General features: G+C 58.8%; 13 protein-coding genes and 4 pseudogenes. 8 read left to right on the top strand and 9 right to left on the bottom strand.

From position 1 onward, the window contains the following. Positions 1-43: 43 nt before the first annotated feature. Positions 44-1,822, top strand: a complete 1,779-nt coding sequence (locus VCJ09_RS16375; protein ID WP_324731190.1) for an acyl-CoA dehydrogenase C-terminal domain-containing protein — start codon at positions 44-46, stop codon at positions 1,820-1,822. Between the two features lie 303 nt (positions 1,823-2,125). Here the strand turns inward: VCJ09_RS16375 and VCJ09_RS16370 are convergent, their stop codons facing one another. The 8 genes and pseudogenes from VCJ09_RS16370 to VCJ09_RS24865 all read right to left on the bottom strand — a co-directional run. After that, complete coding sequence (locus VCJ09_RS16370; protein WP_324731189.1) at positions 2,126-2,437, bottom strand: hypothetical protein; 312 nt, start codon at positions 2,435-2,437, stop codon at positions 2,126-2,128. Positions 2,438-2,449: 12 nt separating this feature from the next. Next, positions 2,450-3,394: an IS1595 family transposase gene (locus tag VCJ09_RS16365; RefSeq protein ID WP_324730843.1), complete on the bottom strand. Its 945-nt coding sequence runs from the start codon at positions 3,392-3,394 to the stop codon at positions 2,450-2,452. A 77-nt stretch (positions 3,395-3,471) separates the two neighbouring features. Next, entirely contained in the window at positions 3,472-3,780 is a 309-nt protein-coding gene (locus VCJ09_RS16360) for a hypothetical protein (protein WP_324731188.1), read from the bottom strand. Between the two features lie 18 nt (positions 3,781-3,798). Beyond that, positions 3,799-4,128 carry a type II toxin-antitoxin system RelE/ParE family toxin gene (locus VCJ09_RS16355; protein ID WP_324731187.1) on the bottom strand — a complete coding sequence of 110 codons (330 nt, stop codon included), beginning with the start codon at positions 4,126-4,128 and terminating at the stop codon, positions 3,799-3,801. Further along, complete coding sequence (locus VCJ09_RS16350) at positions 4,125-4,361, bottom strand: type II toxin-antitoxin system ParD family antitoxin (RefSeq protein ID WP_324731186.1); 237 nt, start codon at positions 4,359-4,361, stop codon at positions 4,125-4,127. Before VCJ09_RS16350 ends, VCJ09_RS16355 begins: the two co-directional genes overlap by 4 nt. A gap of 178 nt (positions 4,362-4,539) precedes the next feature. Beyond that, entirely contained in the window at positions 4,540-4,860 is a 321-nt protein-coding gene (locus VCJ09_RS16345) for a DUF7079 family protein (protein WP_324731185.1), read from the bottom strand. A 102-nt stretch (positions 4,861-4,962) separates the two neighbouring features. Then, on the bottom strand, positions 4,963-5,694 hold the full coding sequence (locus tag VCJ09_RS24870; RefSeq protein WP_456107308.1) for a methyl-accepting chemotaxis protein: 732 nt from the start codon (positions 5,692-5,694) through the stop codon (positions 4,963-4,965). Between the two features lie 129 nt (positions 5,695-5,823). Further along, positions 5,824-6,828 (bottom strand): annotated as a pseudogene (locus VCJ09_RS24865) (cache domain-containing sensor histidine kinase); the annotation flags it as partial. Between the two features lie 240 nt (positions 6,829-7,068). On the opposite strand from VCJ09_RS24865, the pseudogene VCJ09_RS16335 reads away from it, so the two are divergent. The 7 genes and pseudogenes from VCJ09_RS16335 to VCJ09_RS24855 all read left to right on the top strand — a co-directional run. After that, positions 7,069-7,468: pseudogene (locus VCJ09_RS16335) on the top strand (helix-turn-helix domain-containing protein); the annotation flags it as partial. A 238-nt stretch (positions 7,469-7,706) separates the two neighbouring features. Beyond that, positions 7,707-9,086, top strand: coding sequence for an L-serine ammonia-lyase (locus VCJ09_RS16330; RefSeq protein ID WP_324731183.1), 1,380 nt, complete (start codon positions 7,707-7,709; stop codon positions 9,084-9,086). Between the two features lie 78 nt (positions 9,087-9,164). After that, positions 9,165-10,172 carry a GlxA family transcriptional regulator gene (locus VCJ09_RS16325; protein WP_324731182.1) on the top strand — a complete coding sequence of 336 codons (1,008 nt, stop codon included), beginning with the start codon at positions 9,165-9,167 and terminating at the stop codon, positions 10,170-10,172. A 357-nt stretch (positions 10,173-10,529) separates the two neighbouring features. Then, entirely contained in the window at positions 10,530-11,741 is a 1,212-nt protein-coding gene (locus VCJ09_RS16320) for a M24 family metallopeptidase (protein WP_324731181.1), read from the top strand. A 639-nt stretch (positions 11,742-12,380) separates the two neighbouring features. Continuing rightward, positions 12,381-13,838 carry a sodium:solute symporter family protein gene (locus VCJ09_RS16315; protein ID WP_324731180.1) on the top strand — a complete coding sequence of 486 codons (1,458 nt, stop codon included), beginning with the start codon at positions 12,381-12,383 and terminating at the stop codon, positions 13,836-13,838. Between the two features lie 122 nt (positions 13,839-13,960). Next, positions 13,961-14,989 (top strand): annotated as a pseudogene (locus tag VCJ09_RS24860) (HAMP domain-containing protein); the annotation flags it as partial. Between the two features lie 327 nt (positions 14,990-15,316). Further along, a pseudogene (locus tag VCJ09_RS24855) lies at positions 15,317-15,847 on the top strand (methyl-accepting chemotaxis protein); the annotation flags it as partial. Positions 15,848-15,881: 34 nt separating this feature from the next. Here the strand turns inward: VCJ09_RS24855 and VCJ09_RS16305 are convergent. Continuing rightward, positions 15,882-16,847 carry a GlxA family transcriptional regulator gene (locus tag VCJ09_RS16305; RefSeq protein ID WP_324734679.1) on the bottom strand — a complete coding sequence of 322 codons (966 nt, stop codon included), beginning with the start codon at positions 16,845-16,847 and terminating at the stop codon, positions 15,882-15,884. Positions 16,848-16,907 lie beyond the last annotated feature (60 nt).

The raw sequence follows: 16,907 nt of genomic DNA, 5'->3' as shown, positions 1-16,907 counted from the left end.
ACACGGGCAGGCAATGTCCTCACATCATTAGAGAGATTCGATTATGGCTGACTACCAAGCGCCCTTGCGCGATATGCGTTTCGTGCTCAACGAAGTGTTTGAAGTTTCCAAGCTGTGGGCCCAGTTGCCGGCCCTGGCCGAAGTGGTGGACGAAGACACCGCCAGCGCCATTCTTGAAGAAGCCGGCAAGATCACCGCCGGCACCATCGCCCCGCTGAACCGCAGCGGCGATGAGGAAGGCTGCACCTGGAGCAATGGCGCGGTGAAGACCCCGGCAGGCTTCCCCGAGGCCTACCGGACCTACGCCGAAGGCGGCTGGGTGGGCGTCGGTGGCGACCCGCTGTTCGGTGGCATGGGCATGCCCAAGGCGATCTCCGCCCAGGTCGAGGAAATGGTCAACTCGGCCAACCTGTCCTTCGGCCTGTACCCGATGCTGACCGCCGGGGCCTGTCTGTCGATCAATGCCCACGCCAGCGAAGAGCTGAAAGAGAAATACCTGCCGAACATGTACTCCGGTGTTTGGGCTGGTTCCATGTGCCTGACCGAGCCGCATGCCGGCACCGACCTGGGCATCATCCGCACCAAGGCCGAGCCGCAAGCCGACGGCAGCTTTAAGGTCTCTGGTACCAAGATCTTCATCACCGGCGGCGAGCACGACCTGACCGAGAACATCATCAACCTAGTGCTGGCCAAGCTGCCCGATGCCCCGGTCGGTCCGAAAGGTATCTCGCTGTTCCTGGTGCCCAAGATCATGGTCAATGCCGACGGCAGCTTGGGCGAGCGCAACGCCGTCTCCTGCGGCTCGATCGAGCACAAGATGGGCATCAAAGCATCAAGCACCTGCGTGATGAACTTCGACGGCGCCAGCGGCTGGATCGTCGATGCGCCGAACAAGGGCCTGGCGGCGATGTTCACAATGATGAACTACGAGCGCCTGGGCGTCGGCATCCAGGGCCTGGCCCTAGGCGAGCGCAGCTACCAGAACGCCGTCGACTACGCCCGCGAGCGTATCCAGAGTCGCGCGCCGACCGGCCAGCAGGCCAAGGACAAAGTAGCCGATCCGATCATCGTCCATCCCGATGTGCGCCGCATGCTGCTGACCATGAAGGCGCTGAACGAGGGCGGCCGCGCCTTCTCCAGCTACGTGGCCATGCAGCTGGACACCGCCAAGTTCAGCGAGGACGCGGCCACGCGCAAGCGCGCCGAAGAGCTGGTGGCGCTGCTGACTCCGGTGGCCAAGGCCTTCCTCACCGACATGGCCCTGGAGACCACCGTGCACGGCCAGCAGATCTTCGGCGGCCACGGCTTCATCCGCGAGTGGGGCCAGGAGCAGCTGATCCGCGATTGCCGCATCACCCAGATCTACGAAGGCACCAATGGCATCCAGGCCCTGGACCTGGTTGGCCGTAAAGTGATCGGCAGCGGCGGTGCGTTCTACAAGCACTTCGCCGAAGAGATCAAGGCGTTTACAGACTCGGCTGACAGCAGCCTGGCCGAGTTCGTTAATCCACTGAAAGAGGCCATTGCCAACCTGGAACTGATGACCGCTGACCTGCTGGAACGCGCAAAGGTCAATCCGAATGAAGTCGGTGCTGCATCGGTCGAGTACCTGCAGGTGTTCGGCTATACCGCCTACGCCTACATGTGGGCGTTGATGGCACGGGCCGCGTTGGCCAAGCAGGATCAGGACGAGTTCTACGTGAGCAAGCTGGGCACCGCACGCTTCTTCTTTGCCCGCCTGATGCCGCGTATCCACTCGCTGACTGCTTCGGTCAAGGCGGGTAGCGAAAGCCTGTACCTGCTGGATGCCGCGCAGTTTTAAGCGTTGCGTGAACCGAAGCGCCCAGGTTCATCCTTCGCCAATGAACACCAATCTATCTTTAGCCGTTAGTGGTGTGCACGAAAGCTGTTCTATTTTTAGGGCAAAATTTGGACAAAATGGAGGCCGCTTTTGGCCTTTCTAGGCCGCCCAGGAATTTCTTCCTCCAGGGTTTTAGCGGCCTGTAGCGGTATGCGATGTGTGCTCTTAGCGTTCAAATCCCTATCTTCCCGCCATATATAGAAAAGCCCTGTAATTCAATGAGTTACGGGGCTTTTTCTTTTCCGGTTGTACTACTCATTTGTACTACTTGGATTGGCGCGTAGGCAGAGACCACTCCTTGTCCGGCATCTCTTCTTCACTGGGGAGTTGAAGATCGAGAGCGATAGTGCTGATGTTAGTACCGAGGTCGAAGCTGACATCCGGCGGCTTGGGCCAGTCAATCTTGGGCAGGTAGCGCGACAGGGTTTCCTTGATAGCGGTTGTGGAAGTAAACACCAGCCTGGTTTCAGTTTCGTGCCTGTGCTGCTCTGCAGCTTCCCAGGCTTGTCTGTCGTGCTTCCACTGCTGATGAAGCTGCTCTTGACGACGGTTGAAAGGCGGCCAGATCAAGGTCAATAGTTTTCCTGATTACGCATAAACCTCAGCCAGCTTGAGGAGCCGGTAAGGCATAGGCGGTGTCCTCAATGCGGCATAGCTGAACCGCTCTATCATGGCACCAAGGTCGAAGCGCCGGTTGAAGCGGTACTCGAACTCGGCCAGATAGCGCGGAGCATGCTTGAGATCGAACGCATGGAAAGTCCCGGTCAGGGCGTTTTTGACGTTGCCCAGCAGGGTGTTAACCCACTTGAAGGTCGGATGCTGGGCACTGGCCCGACCACTCCCTGTCACGATGGAAAAATGCTGGCACTCCCGCGCATCGAAAGCCCGGAAACACGCAAGACCGTCGCTGAATACGGTACTTCCAGGCGCCACCGACTGTTGCGCGTAACTGCCGATCGCCTTGAGCGTGAAGGCCCGTACACGGCGTAGCTGCAAATACTGAGGGTGACCTTCTGCGCTGGTCTGCACCGCCGCGATGAAGGGAGCCTTGTTCTCCGAGCCGCGACCGCGCTTTCCCGGCCGCTCACCACCCAGATAGGCATCATCGACTTCAATGCGACCACTGAGCACCGTGTTCCGTTCGCGCTCGAACATCACCTGCATGATCTTGTGCTTGAGCTGCCAGGCCGTGTTGTAGCTCACGCCCAGTTCACGCGAGAGCTGCAAGGCCGACAAGCTGTTCTTGCGTTGAGTCAGCAGGTAGATCGCCAGGAACCAGGTGGTCAGAGGGAGCTTGGTACTGTCAAAAATCGTCCGTGCGGTCAGCGAGGCCTGATGATGGCAGCGGTTGCACTGATACAGCCGCCGTGCCAATTGGCAGCAGGCGCCCTGATGGCCACACTCGGGGCAGATGAAGCCGGCTGGCCAACGTAGCTTGAAGAGCGCTTCGCGACACTGCTCCTCGGTTGCGTAGTGCTTAAGGAAGTTAGTGAGCGAAAGACCGGGCTGGAATTGAACCTGATTGCGGGCCATGGGACACCTGCTGCTGGTTATTCATACAGTTAACCGTAGCAGCGGATTCCAATGAAGCAACTGAGCTTGGTACGTAATCAGGATAGTTTTTGGACGGCGGTCAAGTGTGGTTGTGTCAAAGGAAAAGGCTGCTTCTCGTACTGCGGAGCTGTTGTCGGCTCAGGCGTGCTCAAGTGAAGTGTGGCCAATCCGGCCAGCAGTTCATTGCGGCTGATGCACAGCTCTTCCAGCGCCCCCCGCATGGTGTCGGCATGCTGCTTCCTTACAACTTTAACTTCAGCGTCTGACAAGGGGCTGCCATCTGCCCTTATCAGGGAACAGTTGCCGTCTTCATCAGCAGTGAATCTGACCGTGGTGATTTGTGTTGAGGATGCACGGATATTCACGCTGAGCCTGGTGATGCCTCAGTTTGTTGGTGTTTCGCTCAGCCAAACAGGAATATCCCTCATCCCGTGGAGTACGCGCCACACGTCAATGTGATCGTCGCGCTCTACATAGAACACCAGGTGCGGATAGCGCTTCAGCGGCCAGCAGTGCAGCCCCGGCAGGTCGAGTTCATGGGCGTAGCGGGTTGAGCCTGCGGCTGGATGACGGCCAATGTGGAGGTAGGCCTTTTCCAGTGCATCAATGAAGCCAAGCGCGGCCTGTTCGGCGTCTTCGCTCAGGTAGTAGCTGATTGCGTCATCAACATCCTGGCTTGCCAGTGCTCTCGGGATAACTGGTTTTGCCTTCATCCCCGAGGGTTCCGCACCTTGGCGCGTAGCGCTTCGAAGTAGTCGCCATCGGCAGGCGCAGTGGGGTCGGATTGCGCTCCAGCCAGAAGCAGGCCCCGCAGATGTTGCCGATCATGATCCTTGCGAATCAGCTCGCGAACGTACTCGCTACTGGTGCTGTAGCCACGTTGGCTAACCTGCTCATCGACAAAGCTTTTCAAGGCTTCGGGTAGTGATATGTTCATGGTGCTCATGACGGAATCCGCCTTTATGGCAAAATTTGGCAAATAAGCTACATCCTACCGCTAATGACCGGGTCGATAAAGTGTCGAAATCACTGTGCCTAATCGACACGGCGGGGAGGGCGGCAGCCCTGTATCGCAGAGGTTTGCGACGACTCGACAGGAAAAATACAGAGTTTAAATCCCCACGTTACCCGCCTCGTTTTATCGACTGCCAAAGGTCGCTATATCGCCACTTCAGGTAGGTCACAAGCAGTCGATCCTTCTGGCGCAGGACATAGCTCTGTTCGCGCCCCTTGAGCATCTTGTCGATTTTCATATCGAGCCACTGACCATCAAATGCAGTCCAGACCGAAGGTACTGGGGTTTCGAGATTTGAGTGGCAGACAGGGGCTACTTCGGAGAAGAAGATTTGCTCAAGTACTTCAGATTCAAAGCCGCTCACCCGCTTGGCGATATCGGCGTAGTCGATGTCATTGTCGACAAAGGCATCTGACAGCGCCTGACGCATAAGGCTGCGATCCGCCGGGCTCAGAAAATTTCCCAATGAGAGAACTCTGAATCGCCCCTAGTTTCGTAGACACCTACAAGCCTGCCAACGACCGCGCAGCACTCAGTCCGTACGGAAACACCCCACCAACGTGTTCAACTCGCTGGATATTTGCGTCAGCGAGCGTGTGGTGGTTTTGGACACGCTGGACACTTCGCTAATACGACCGGCATCGCTGTGAATATCAGTGATATGGCGGTTGATGTCTTCGGCCACCGCATGTTGTTCCTCGGCCGCGGTGGCAATCTGGGTGTTCATGTCCTTGATCGTCGTGACCGCCTCGTGCACGCCAGCAAATGCCTCTTCCACCTGGGCGGTAAAAGCCACCGACTCGTTTGATTGCACTAGGCTGTGCTGCATCTCCAGGGCCACGCTCTGGCTGCTGGTGACCAGTTTGTTGAGCAAACCGTTGATCTGTTCGGTCGAATCGGAGGTCCGCTTGGCCAAAGCGCGAACTTCATCGGCAACCACGGCAAAACCACGTCCTTGATCACCTGCACGCGCGGCCTCGATGGCGGCATTGAGCGCCAACAGGTTGGTCTGGTCGGCAATAGCGCGAATGGTGTCGAGAATGGCGGTGATGTCTTGGGTATTCTGCTCCAGTTGGCTGATCGACTCAGCGGCCTGACGAATACGCTCACCCAGGCTGCTGACCTGGCTGACCATGAGACCGATGACTTGCTGCCCTTTATGCGCCTGATCCTGTCCATGCTGAGCCGCTTCAGCGGCGCGATTACAGTTGATGGCCACTTCATTGGCCGTGGCGACCATCTCATGGAACGCAGTAGACACCATGTCCACGGCCATCGACTGGCGTTGCGCTGTAGAGTCGAGCTGGTCGGCCTGTGTACCTATATCCATAGCCTCCCGCTCGACTTGCAGGCTGGCAGCGCGAATCTCCTTGATCAGGTTCTGGATACTGGCGACAAAGCTATTGAAACCCTTGGCCATTTGCGCCGTTTCATCATTGCCCTTGATCTCCAAGCGTCGCGTCAGGTCGGCGTCGCCGCTGGCTATATCGCGCAAGCCCGCCGAGGTATTGTTGATAGGCGCAATCAGCACTTTGGACAGTGCTACGCCGCACAACCCGAAAGTCACCACCAGAACACCGCCGAGAAGGGTGATTACCCACACCAGATGCCAGGCACCGGCACTGATTTCGCTGCTTTCGATCAGGCCGATATAGGTCCAGCCCAGGGCTTGCGATTTATACACACTGGCGTTGTAGTCTTTGCCATCCAACTGCACGCTATAAAAACCTGCCGGCTGGCTGGCGAGAAACTTGTACCCATCACCCAGGCTTGCCAATGCTTTAAAGTTGTATGTGGGGTGCATAGGGTCGGCCAATACTGTGCCGTCACTTTCCACCAATAACAGATAACCATTATTGCCAAAGCGGATATTCTTAGCCACTTCTGTCAACTTGTTCAGCGAGACGTCCAGAGAGATAACACCTGTTCCGCCATCGGCATCGATAAAGGTCTGCGTGGTGGAAATGATGACGGCGTTATCCTCTTTGAACTCGTAAGCCTGAGTACGAACAGGCTTGCCGTTGCCAGTAAGCGCGGCTTTGAACCAAGGGCGTTCGCGTGGATCGTAGTTGGCGCGAATTTCAGACACGGGCCATTGCAGATAATGCCCCTGGCTTGTAGACGCATACACATAGGCGTAACTGGGGTGCGATTTGCCAAACTGCTCGAACAACTCATAGATCGCAACGCCAGCCCCACTGGTAGGGGGGGACATTTTCGTTGCCTGCGATGCTTCCATATAGCTGGGAAGGCTGCTGTCGGAGGACTTCAACAGCCGAGTCTGGGTCAATAGCGTGACGTTTTCTGCGGCGCTTTCAAGGAAAAAAGAAAATGCATTATCCACTTCTTGAATCTGCTTAACGCTGCTCTGATTGAACAGCGTGCGCTCCCGATCCATGGCCTGTCTGGTGACAAACAGCGTAATAATCAGCACGGGAATCAAGGTCACGACAATAAAGGCGGCTATCAGTTTGAAGCGAATAGTCATACAAGCCTCTGTTTTATTATTGGTGTCGCCCGGGAGGACTTGCAAACATAAACTATTGGGGAATACCGACGTTTGCCTGAAATCGACCTGAAATTGTATGAACTCGCCCTATCAATGTCGGATCAAGATCCCGGTTGTGTGAAAACGCACAGGCTGGAGATTTCGGCGCCAGTTGTATTCAAATGGCGCAAGCGCTATCAGGCGACTGGCCTCGATGGACTGTCTGCCTCGCAGCAGACATCCACGCAAGCTCGACGAGGCGAAGATTAAGGAAATGCTGGCCCTGACGACCCCGCGTGTGCCGCGTGAGGCGACCCGCAGGAGCTTGCGGTTGATGGGCAAATACGTGGGCGTTAGCGCCGGGCAAGTCGCCCAGGTATGGGCCGCCGGCGATCTCAAGCCCCACTGACTGAAAACCTTCACGATAAGCAACGACCCACGCTTTGCCGGCAAAGTAGTCGATGTGGTTGGGCGGTACCTGAACCCACCTGACAATGCACGGGTGCTGTCAGTTGACGAGAAAACCCAAGTCCAGGCGCTGGATCGCACCCATGTTAATCCGCGTGCAAATTTTTCCAGATTTCCGGGGTAAACAGTGGCCAAACCTCATCATAAAAAGCCGGGGTTTATGGAGTGGTTACAGTCGACCACTACAGTCGCTGTTTTTAATGAACAGTGACTTTGAGCACTTTCGGGTCGAAGTTAGACAATTTTAGCCGGTGTCGTCGGCAGACAATTCTCTTCAGCAAGCGCCCAACTCCTGCGCTTAGTCAGATGAGGAGGCCGTAGTGGCTATCAGTGTGTTCGACTTGTTCAAAATCGGTATCGGGCCTTCCAGCTCGCATACCGTCGGCCCCATGCGCGCTGCTGCGCTGTTCACTGGCGCGCTGCGTGAGCGTCACCTGCTTGAGCGGGTGCAGCGCGTGGAAGTGCGCCTGTATGGCTCGTTGTCGGCTACCGGCATCGGTCACGGCAGTGACACCGCGGTGATCATGGGGCTGATGGGCGACTGGCCGGATCAGATCGACCCGGCGGACATTGCGCCACGGATTGAAGCACTGCGCAGCAGTGGCACCTTGCAGCTGGATGGCCGTTTGCCGATTGCCTTCGACTGGCAGCGCGACATGTTGCTGCTCGAAGAAAACCTACCCTACCACCCGAATGCCATGACCCTGACGGCCTTCGCGGCCGACGGCAGCGAGCTGAGCAGCGGCACCTATTACTCGGTCGGTGGCGGTTTCGTGGTCGATGCCGAGCAGGCGGCCACCGGTCAGCTGGACCAGGATCACACCCTGTTGCCATACGACTTCTCCAGTGGCGACGAATTGCTGCGCCTGTGCAAAGAGCATGGCCTGCGTGTGTCCGAATTGATGATGGCCAACGAGAAGGCCTGGCGCAGTGAGGCGGAGATCCGCAGCGGCCTGATGCGCCTGTGGCAAGCCATGCGCGACTGTGTCGAGCAGGGTCTCAAGCACGAGGGCATTCTGCCCGGCGGGCTCAACGTCAAGCGCCGCGCCGCCAAGCTGCACCGCAGCCTGCAGGAAATGAGCAAGCCCAACGTGATCGGCTCGACCCTCAGCGGCATGGAGTGGGTCAACCTGTTTGCCTTGGCGGTCAACGAGGAGAACGCCGCTGGTGGGCGCATGGTCACCGCGCCAACTAACGGCGCGGCCGGCATCATTCCGGCGGTGCTGCATTATTACGTGCGCTTCAGCCCGGCGGTAAGCGAAGCCGATGTGGTCGATTACCTGTTGGCCGCGGCGGCTGTTGGCATCCTGTGCAAGAAGAACGCCTCGATCTCCGGCGCCGAAGTCGGTTGCCAGGGCGAAGTTGGTTCGGCCTGCGCGATGGCGGCGGCCGGCTTGGCGGAGATCCTCGGTGCCACCCCGGAGCAGCTGGAAAACGCCGCCGAGATCGGCCTGGAGCACAACCTCGGACTGACCTGCGACCCGGTTGGCGGGCTGGTTCAGGTGCCGTGCATCGAGCGTAATGCGATCGCCGCGGTGAAGGCGATCAACGCAGCGCAGTTGGCCTTGCGCGGCGACGGTCAGCACTTTATCTCGCTCGACCGGGTGATCCGCACCATGCGCGACACTGGCGCCGATATGCACGACAAGTACAAGGAAACCTCGCGCGGTGGCCTGGCGGTCAGCGCCATCGAGTGTTGAGTCGAGCCATCTAGTCCAGTCCAGATCGTATCAATTGATATCCCGCTGCCGGATCATTGCCGGCTAGTAGAGGTGAGCATGTCCAGTTTCGAAGTGTTGAAACAGCCCGCAGAGGTTACTTTGGAAGCGATTGGCTTCTTGCTGGCCGACAATTTCAGTTTTATTGCGCTGGCTACTGTGTTGGAGCCTTTGCGGCGTGCCAATCAGTTTTCTGGGCGGAGCCTCTATCGCTGGCAAACCCTGACTGCGGACGGCCGTCCAGTGCGTGCGAGTAACGGTATGCTGGTATCCCCGGATGGCGTCGCCAATGCTGAGTTGGAGTTGGATGCCTTGATTATTTGTGGCGGTGATGTAGGCCCGTGCGCTTGTAGTCCAGAACAAATTCGCCTGTTGCAGAATCAGGCTGCGCGCGGAGTGCATCTGGGAGCATTGGGATCCGGCAGTTGGGTATTGGCTAATGCAGGACTTCTGAACGGTTATGAGTGCTCTACGAGCTGGGAGCTAAAGGTCGACATGCGCGAGGCTTTTCCCAAGGTATTGCTTAGTTCGCAACAGTTTGCCCTCGATCGCGACCGCTATACCGCGGCGAGTAGCGGAGCAGGGCTGGAGATGATGCTGCAACTTATTGGCCGCAGCCACGGTCCGGCCTTGGTTGGTGCGATCAGTGAGACGTTGGTCCTTGAGCAAGTTCGTAGTGAGCCGACGCCAGGGCATGCATCATTCCTGCACATGCTGGAAAGTACCCCGCCGAAGTTGCAGGAAGTGATAACGCTGATGGAGGCTAATCTTCAGGAGCCCATCGAGCTGGATCAGCTGGCTGGTTTTATTGAGTTGTCGAGACGACAGCTTGAACGGCTGTTTTGCCAGTACATGCGCTGCTCGCCGTCGCGCTACTACTTGAAGCTGCGCCTAATTCTGGCTCGGCAGATGCTCAAGCAGACGGCTTTGCCGATAGTCGATGTCGCCTTGGGCTGTGGTTTTGTTACCGCGTCGCACTTTTCCAAGTGCTACCACGAGCACTTCGGCGTTGCGCCGAGCCACGAGCGCCGGAGCAAGTCCCCGCGCTGTCGTCTGGCCATGCACTGATCCTGCATCCCTCTCTGCAACATTGTTTAGGTCCGCACATGCCAGCTGCATGTGCGGACTTTTTTTGTGTTTCTGGCAGTCGGGCATATGAGATAGATGCTTCTACGGCCTGACGTATAAGGGTTGGACCTATCTTCTGGGGCGCGCAATCGGGCGTTAAGCGACGCCCCTTCGGCTGCTGTGATGTGGCGCGTGGCGTGGTGACTGGCCGCATGTAGGATCGCCCAGGGGGAGCGGATATGGCCAACTTCGGGTCGGAAACGTACAAAAACTGGGTGAGTGCATCTGTTGCAATGCATTCCAACGGCTAACCAAGCAGGTGGGCCGAGTCACTGGAAAACAACAAGGGTTCTCGCCATGCAAATGCCCCAAACGCTCCGAATTCAAAACGGTCAGAAAGTTAAGTCGACTTTCTCGGCACAGGAATACGCCACTCGCCAGGCCAAGCTGCGCGCCCACATGGCTGCAGAAAACATCGACGCGGCGATCTTCACCTCGTACCACAACGTCAACTATTACACCGACTTCGTGTATTGCTCGTTCGGTCGTCCCTATGCCGTGGTGGTGACCCACGACGCGGTCGTGACCATCACTGCCAACATCGACGGTGGTCAGCCGTGGCGCCGTACCGTCGGCACCGACAACATCGTTTACTCCGACTGGCAGCGCGATAACTTCTTCGTCGCCATCCAGCAGGCTGCGCCTAAAGCCGGGCGTATCGGTATCGAATTCGACCACCTGAACCTGCAAAACCGCGACAAGCTGGCTGCGCGCTATCCGTCCGCCCAACTGGTCGACGTCGCCGCTCCTTGCATGAAGATGCGCCTGGTCAAGTCCGCCGAAGAGCACACGATCATTCGTCACGGCGCACGTATTGCCGACATCGGTGGTGCCGCAGTGATTGAAGCACTGCGTGACCAGGTGCCGGAATACGAAGTCGCCTTGCACGCCACTCAGGCGATGGTTCGTGAAATTGCGCGCACCTTCCCCGAAGGCGAGCTGATGGACACCTGGACCTGGTTCCAGTCCGGCATCAACACCGACGGCGCGCACAACCCGGTGACCAGCCGCAAGGTGAACAAGGGCGACATCCTCAGCCTGAACTGCTTCCCGATGATCGCCGGCTACTACACCGCGCTGGAACGCACCCTGTTCCTCGACCATTGCTCCGACGACCACCTGCGTCTGTGGGAAGTCAACGTCGAAGTTCACGAAGCTGGTCTCAAGCTGATCAAACCGGGCATGCGCTGCAGCGATATCGCTCTCGAACTGAACGAGATCTTCCTCAAGCACGACCTGCTGCAGTACCGCACCTTCGGCTACGGCCACTCGTTCGGTACCCTGAGCCACTACTACGGTCGCGAAGCCGGTCTGGAACTGCGTGAAGACATCGACACAGTTCTCGAGCCAGGCATGGTGGTTTCCATCGAGCCGATGATCATGCTGCCTGAAGGTATGCCGGGCGCTGGCGGTTACCGCGAGCACGACATCCTGATCGTCAATGAGCAGGGTGCGGAGAACATCACCAAGTTCCCGTACGGCCCAGAGCACAACATCATCCGCAAGTAATACCAGCCACTGCCGTGCCCTCCACGCGGGGCGCGGCATTCCACCGTTGCTCACTTCAGGCCGCTTGGCCAGGAGGCAGTCAGGTGAAAACGTTCAACCGGCTTTCCCAATGGATAGCCTCCCCGCGAGTCGGGGCGCTGTGCCTTAACGGGTCGGATATGACTCCCCGCCGCTCGACAAACATTCCCAGCCGGCTATATGGCGCGGCGCCGTTCTCTTCTGTGTCACTCGCAACTGGCCATGCTGCTCGGCTCGCGGGTGGTCGGTTCAGGGGTGATTTACCTGTGCCGAGCGGCGTCGCCGCTCAGTTTGTGCCTGGATTTCCGCCCAGGCGATACGCAGTTACACCCGGACAAGTGGAGGGTCATCACGACGCAATGCCCTGAACCGATTCAGCCGCACAGTTAGCCGGCGGCGGAGTTGGCAGGGTAGCTGATGGCTTCTCAGGGATGTCGCCTCACGTCGTCTCGCTCTAACGCTGGTGGTCATTAAAACTACAATTACAAAAAGAGGTATTGATTATGAACTCCTGGGTACTCACGACCTTCATCGCGCTAAACATACTGATGCTCCTGATCGCGGCCGGAACTTATCTGTGCCGTTCCGCCAAAGAAAAAGCCGGACAGGAGGGGTAAGCGCATGGACTTTTATGAAATCTTAAATTGGTGCCTGCTGATCGTTACCTTCGGGGTCATGATCGGCATCGGCTTTCTCTCCTCACGCAAAGTCAAAGACAGCGACGAAGGTGGTTTCCTCCTTGCGGGTAGAAGCCTCGGTGCCTTTGTCGGGGCCAGTACCATTGTCGCCACCGGCTTCAGCGGCTGGGGCTTCATGGGTTCCCCCTCGGTGACGTACAAGTTTGGTGCCATCGAGTTGCTGGGTAACTTCTTCTTCGCTCCGGCGATGATGATTGCGGTGCTGTTCTTCGCCAATCACATGCAGAAGCGCGCGCTGACCATGGGCAGCAACACCATCCCCGAGTACATTGGCCAGATCCACGGCAGTGGTAACGGCGGGCGTCTGTTGCAGGGCGTGTCGGCGGTGATGACCATCATCTTGCTGATGGTGTTCCTGGTCAGCCAGATCAAGGCGGTCGGCATCCTCGGCGCCTCCTGGCTGAATATCGAGATGACCACCAGTGCCTGGCTGATGATCTCGGTGATCATCCTCTACACCATGCTCGGCGGCCTGGCGGCAGTGGCCTGGACCGATACCGTGATGGTCTGTGGTATGGCACTGGCGGCGATCGTGATCATGGTGCAGATGTTCACCAGCGTCGATCTGGGCCTGTGGCAGAGCAACCTCAATGCCATCGATCCGAACCTGCTCAATCCGACCACGGCGGCGCCTTATGGCACAAGCAAAGGCTCGGTATTCCTGGTGCTGCCTTATGCCTTCCTGTTCGCTGCGGTGCTGCCGTACATGGCGATTCGCTTCCTGGCCTTTAAGCCAAAGGTGAAGATGCACAAGGTCGGTATCTATGTTGCCATTCTCGGCATGTTGCTCAGTCTGATTCCGCTGGTCGGCCTGTACATGCGCGCCTTCGGCCCGGAACTGAGCGACCCGGATAATACCATGCCGATGTACCTGCAGACCTTCATGCATCCGGCGCTGCAGGGGATCATCACCCTGTTCATCATCTTCGCCATGAAGTCCACCGCCAACTCGATGCTGCACACTGTGGCTTCGGCGACTTCGCATGACCTGCGCCTGGCATTGAACAAGCACGCCAAAGTGGACTCGGCGCATGCGCTGACCATCAACCGTGTCGCTGTGGTGGCGTTGGGCCTGTTGGGGCTGTTGATGATGATGTACGCGCCGCCGTTCATGCTGTCCTGGCTGGGCATTCTCGGCTCCGGCACCCTGCTGGCGGCGATGATCGGCCCGGTGTTCATTTCCACCTTCTGGCAGGGCAATGTGGCTGGGGCGCTGACCGCCATGCTGGTCGGCTTCTTCACCAGCGGCGGGCTGCTGTTGACCACCGATATCGGCTGGGTCGAGGGGCCGCTGATCGGCTGTCTGGCCTCGTCCTTCTGCTACGTGACGGTGTCTGTGCTGACTCGCGCTCGAGTGCCAGTGGTGCACCGCGGGCAGTAAGTCTTAGCGGGTAACGCAGAGCCACGGACTCGAGAGAGTCCGTGGCTCTTTGCTGTGTGGGTGGCCGCCCGGCGTCACGCCGAGCGAAAACGGTTTTTTGCGGCATAGGGAGTTCAAACGCGATGAAAATAAGTAATAAAGTGGGTTTGGCTGCGGCTCTGGTTTTAGTCATCAGCAGCGGGCTGATGTCGCTGCTGCAAATCGGCCAGGTTCGCGAGACATTGCGCGATCAAGCGCAGGCGAGTATCGCCGAGTCGAGCCAGGCGTTGGCTCGGCAGATCGAAAACTGGTTGAACGGCAAATTGCAGTTGATCGACTTGGCCGCGCAGCAGCTAGATCGCAACTTCGACGACACACAAATCGAGCAGCTGTTTGCCGACCCTGTGCTGGGCACGCAGTTTCTGTCGATGTTCGGTGGCCTGGAGGCTACGGGCGGTCGAGCCATCACCAACGACCCCAACTGGCACCCCGCGGCAGACTGGGATGCCCGCCAACGGCCCTGGTACGACCAGGCCAAGGACGCGTCCAAGGCCGTGCTGACCGAGCCCTACGCGGTGGCCAGCAGCGGTGACATCTTGATCTCGGCGGTGGCCAAGTTCAGCGATCGTGGCCAGTTCAAGGGGGCCTTTGGCGGCGATATCAGTCTCAAGAGCATCGCCGACTCGATCAATACCTTTAACTTCAATGGTGCCGGCTATGCGTTTTTGCTCGCGGGCAGCGGGCAGATCATTTCCCACCCCAATGGCGAGTTGAACGGTAAAGCCTTGGGTGACCTGTTCGGCGGTCAGAGCCCGTCTCTGCTGCCTGCGCTCAGCGAGATTCAGGCCGATGGCCAAGACCTGCTGGTGTCCTTTGTGCCGCTGAGCAATCTCGGCGGGATGAACTGGTATATCGGCGTGGTGCTCGATGAAACCAAGGTCATGGCCGAAGCCAATGCCCTCAGCTGGCGTGCAGCGGTCGGTACCCTGATCGGTGTGGTCTTGACCCTGCTGGTGCTCGGTGTGCTGATGCGCCGTCTGTTGCGGCCGCTGTTGCAGCTGCGGGCTTCGTTGCGCGAGGTCAACGGCGGTCAGGGTGATCTGACCCAACGCCTGCCGATCCATGGCAACGATGAAATCGCCCAGGTCGGCGAGGAGTTCAACCGCTTTCTACACAGCCTGCAGGGGCTGATTGGCGACGTGATGAGCAGTTCCCAGCAGGTTCGCGCCAGCAGTAGTGAGACCTCCAGCGAAGCCAGTCAGGCCGCCAGCCGCCTGCAGCAGCAATTGCTGGAACTGGATCAGCTGGCGACGGCCATGCAGGAGATGGCCAGCACCGCGGAGGACGTTGCCTGTAATGCACAGGCCGCAGCTCAGGCGGCCAGCGCCGCCAGTGAGGCGACCGAGAGTGGCGTCAGCCTGGTCTCGCAGTCCAGTGCGGCGATCATGCGCCTGGCCGCTGACATGGATGACACCAGTCAGGCGATCAACGAACTGGCCAGGCTCAGTGACAGTATCGAGTCGATTCTCGCGGTGATCACCAGCATCGCCGAGCAGACCAACCTGCTTGCCCTCAATGCTGCCATTGAGGCGGCGCGGGCCGGTGAGTCGGGACGGGGTTTTGCCGTGGTGGCCGATGAGGTGCGTTCGTTGGCTTCGCGTACCCAGCAATCCACCCAGGAAATCCGCCAGATGATCGACCAGTTGCAGAACGGGGTGAAACAGGTCGAGTCGCGCATGCAGCAAAGCCGCGACAGCGCTAGCCAGACCGCCGACGATGCTGGCGCCGCCAACCACATGCTAGAGCGTATCCGCGAGGCGATCGGCCGCATCAACGACATGAACTTGCAGATTGCCACTGCTGCCGAGCAGCAGAGCGCTACTGCTGAGGAAATCAACCGCAATACCACTAACATCCGCGACATCAGCCATCTGGTGGCGGCCGGCGCCCAGCAGCAAGTTGGGCAATGCAACGTGATGGTCGAGCAGGTGGCCCAGCAGGATCATTTGCTGGGGCGTTTCAGCGTGTGAGTGTGGTGCGCGATTGGCGAGTGGGCAGCTTCCGTCAGGTCAAGGCGCTCTGCTTGCGTTCGCCGCGTGGCGAGTGGCCGAAGAGGCGGCTGTAACACTTGGAGAAGTGCGCCGGGGAGGCAAAGCCACAGGACAGGGCGATGTCGCGCACTTGCGCATCGCTACGCAGAAGCAAATCGCGAGCGCGGTTCAGGCGCAGTTCCAGGTAGTACTGGCCTGGCTTGCGCTCTAGATATTTGTGAAACAGTCGCTCCAGTTGGCGTACCGACATCTCGTTGAGTTGAGCGAGTTCCTCCAGCTCCAGCGGCTCCTCCAGGTTGGCCTCCATGATCGCGACTATCTGGCTCAGCTTCGGCTGAGCGTTGCCGAGCTTCTGCCGCAAAGGCACGCGCTGCTGTTCGCGGGAGCCGCGCATGCGGTCGCAGAGCAGCAGCTCGGCGGCCTGGGTGGCGATCTCCACGCCGTCCGGTTCGCGCGCGATCAGTTGCAGGGTCATGTCCATGGAGGCGGTGCCGCCGGAGCAGGTGTAGCGGTCGCGGTCCAGCTCGAACAGCTGATTGGAGATGATGATGCCGGGGAACTTGTCCTTGAGCTGCTCGATGTCTTCCCAGTGGATGGTGCAGCGGTAGCCCTTGAGCAGATTCGCGCTGGCCAGCAGGTGGCTGCCGGTGCAGATGCCGCCCAGTGGCACATGGTGCTCAGACAGTTTGCGTAGCCAGTCGAGCAGGTTACGGTCGTTCTTCAGCGGAATCGGGTTGGCGCCGACCACGAACAGGGCGTCCAGCTCGGGGGCGTCGGTGATGGAGTGGTCCGGTACCACGCACATGCCGTTGCTGGCGCGTACTGGCTCATGGTCGGCGGCGATCAACAGGGTTCGATAGAGGGTGCGTTTAGCGGCCATGTTGGCCATGCGCAGTGTCTCGATCGCACAGGCGAAGCCGATCGTGGTGAAGTTTGGGCTCAGCAGGAAACCAAAGGTTTTCACCCGCGGGGCCGGCATCGCGACAGGCGGGCGCTCGGCCGGTGCCAAGGGGGGCGATGCTTGTGCCATTTTTTCCTC

Source organism: Pseudomonas paeninsulae (genome assembly GCF_035621475.1).
In the GTDB taxonomy this organism is placed as follows: Bacteria; Pseudomonadota; Gammaproteobacteria; order Pseudomonadales; family Pseudomonadaceae; genus Aquipseudomonas; species Aquipseudomonas paeninsulae.
Note: the sequence above shows the minus strand (reverse complement) of the source record. Positions and strands in the feature narration are given on the sequence as shown.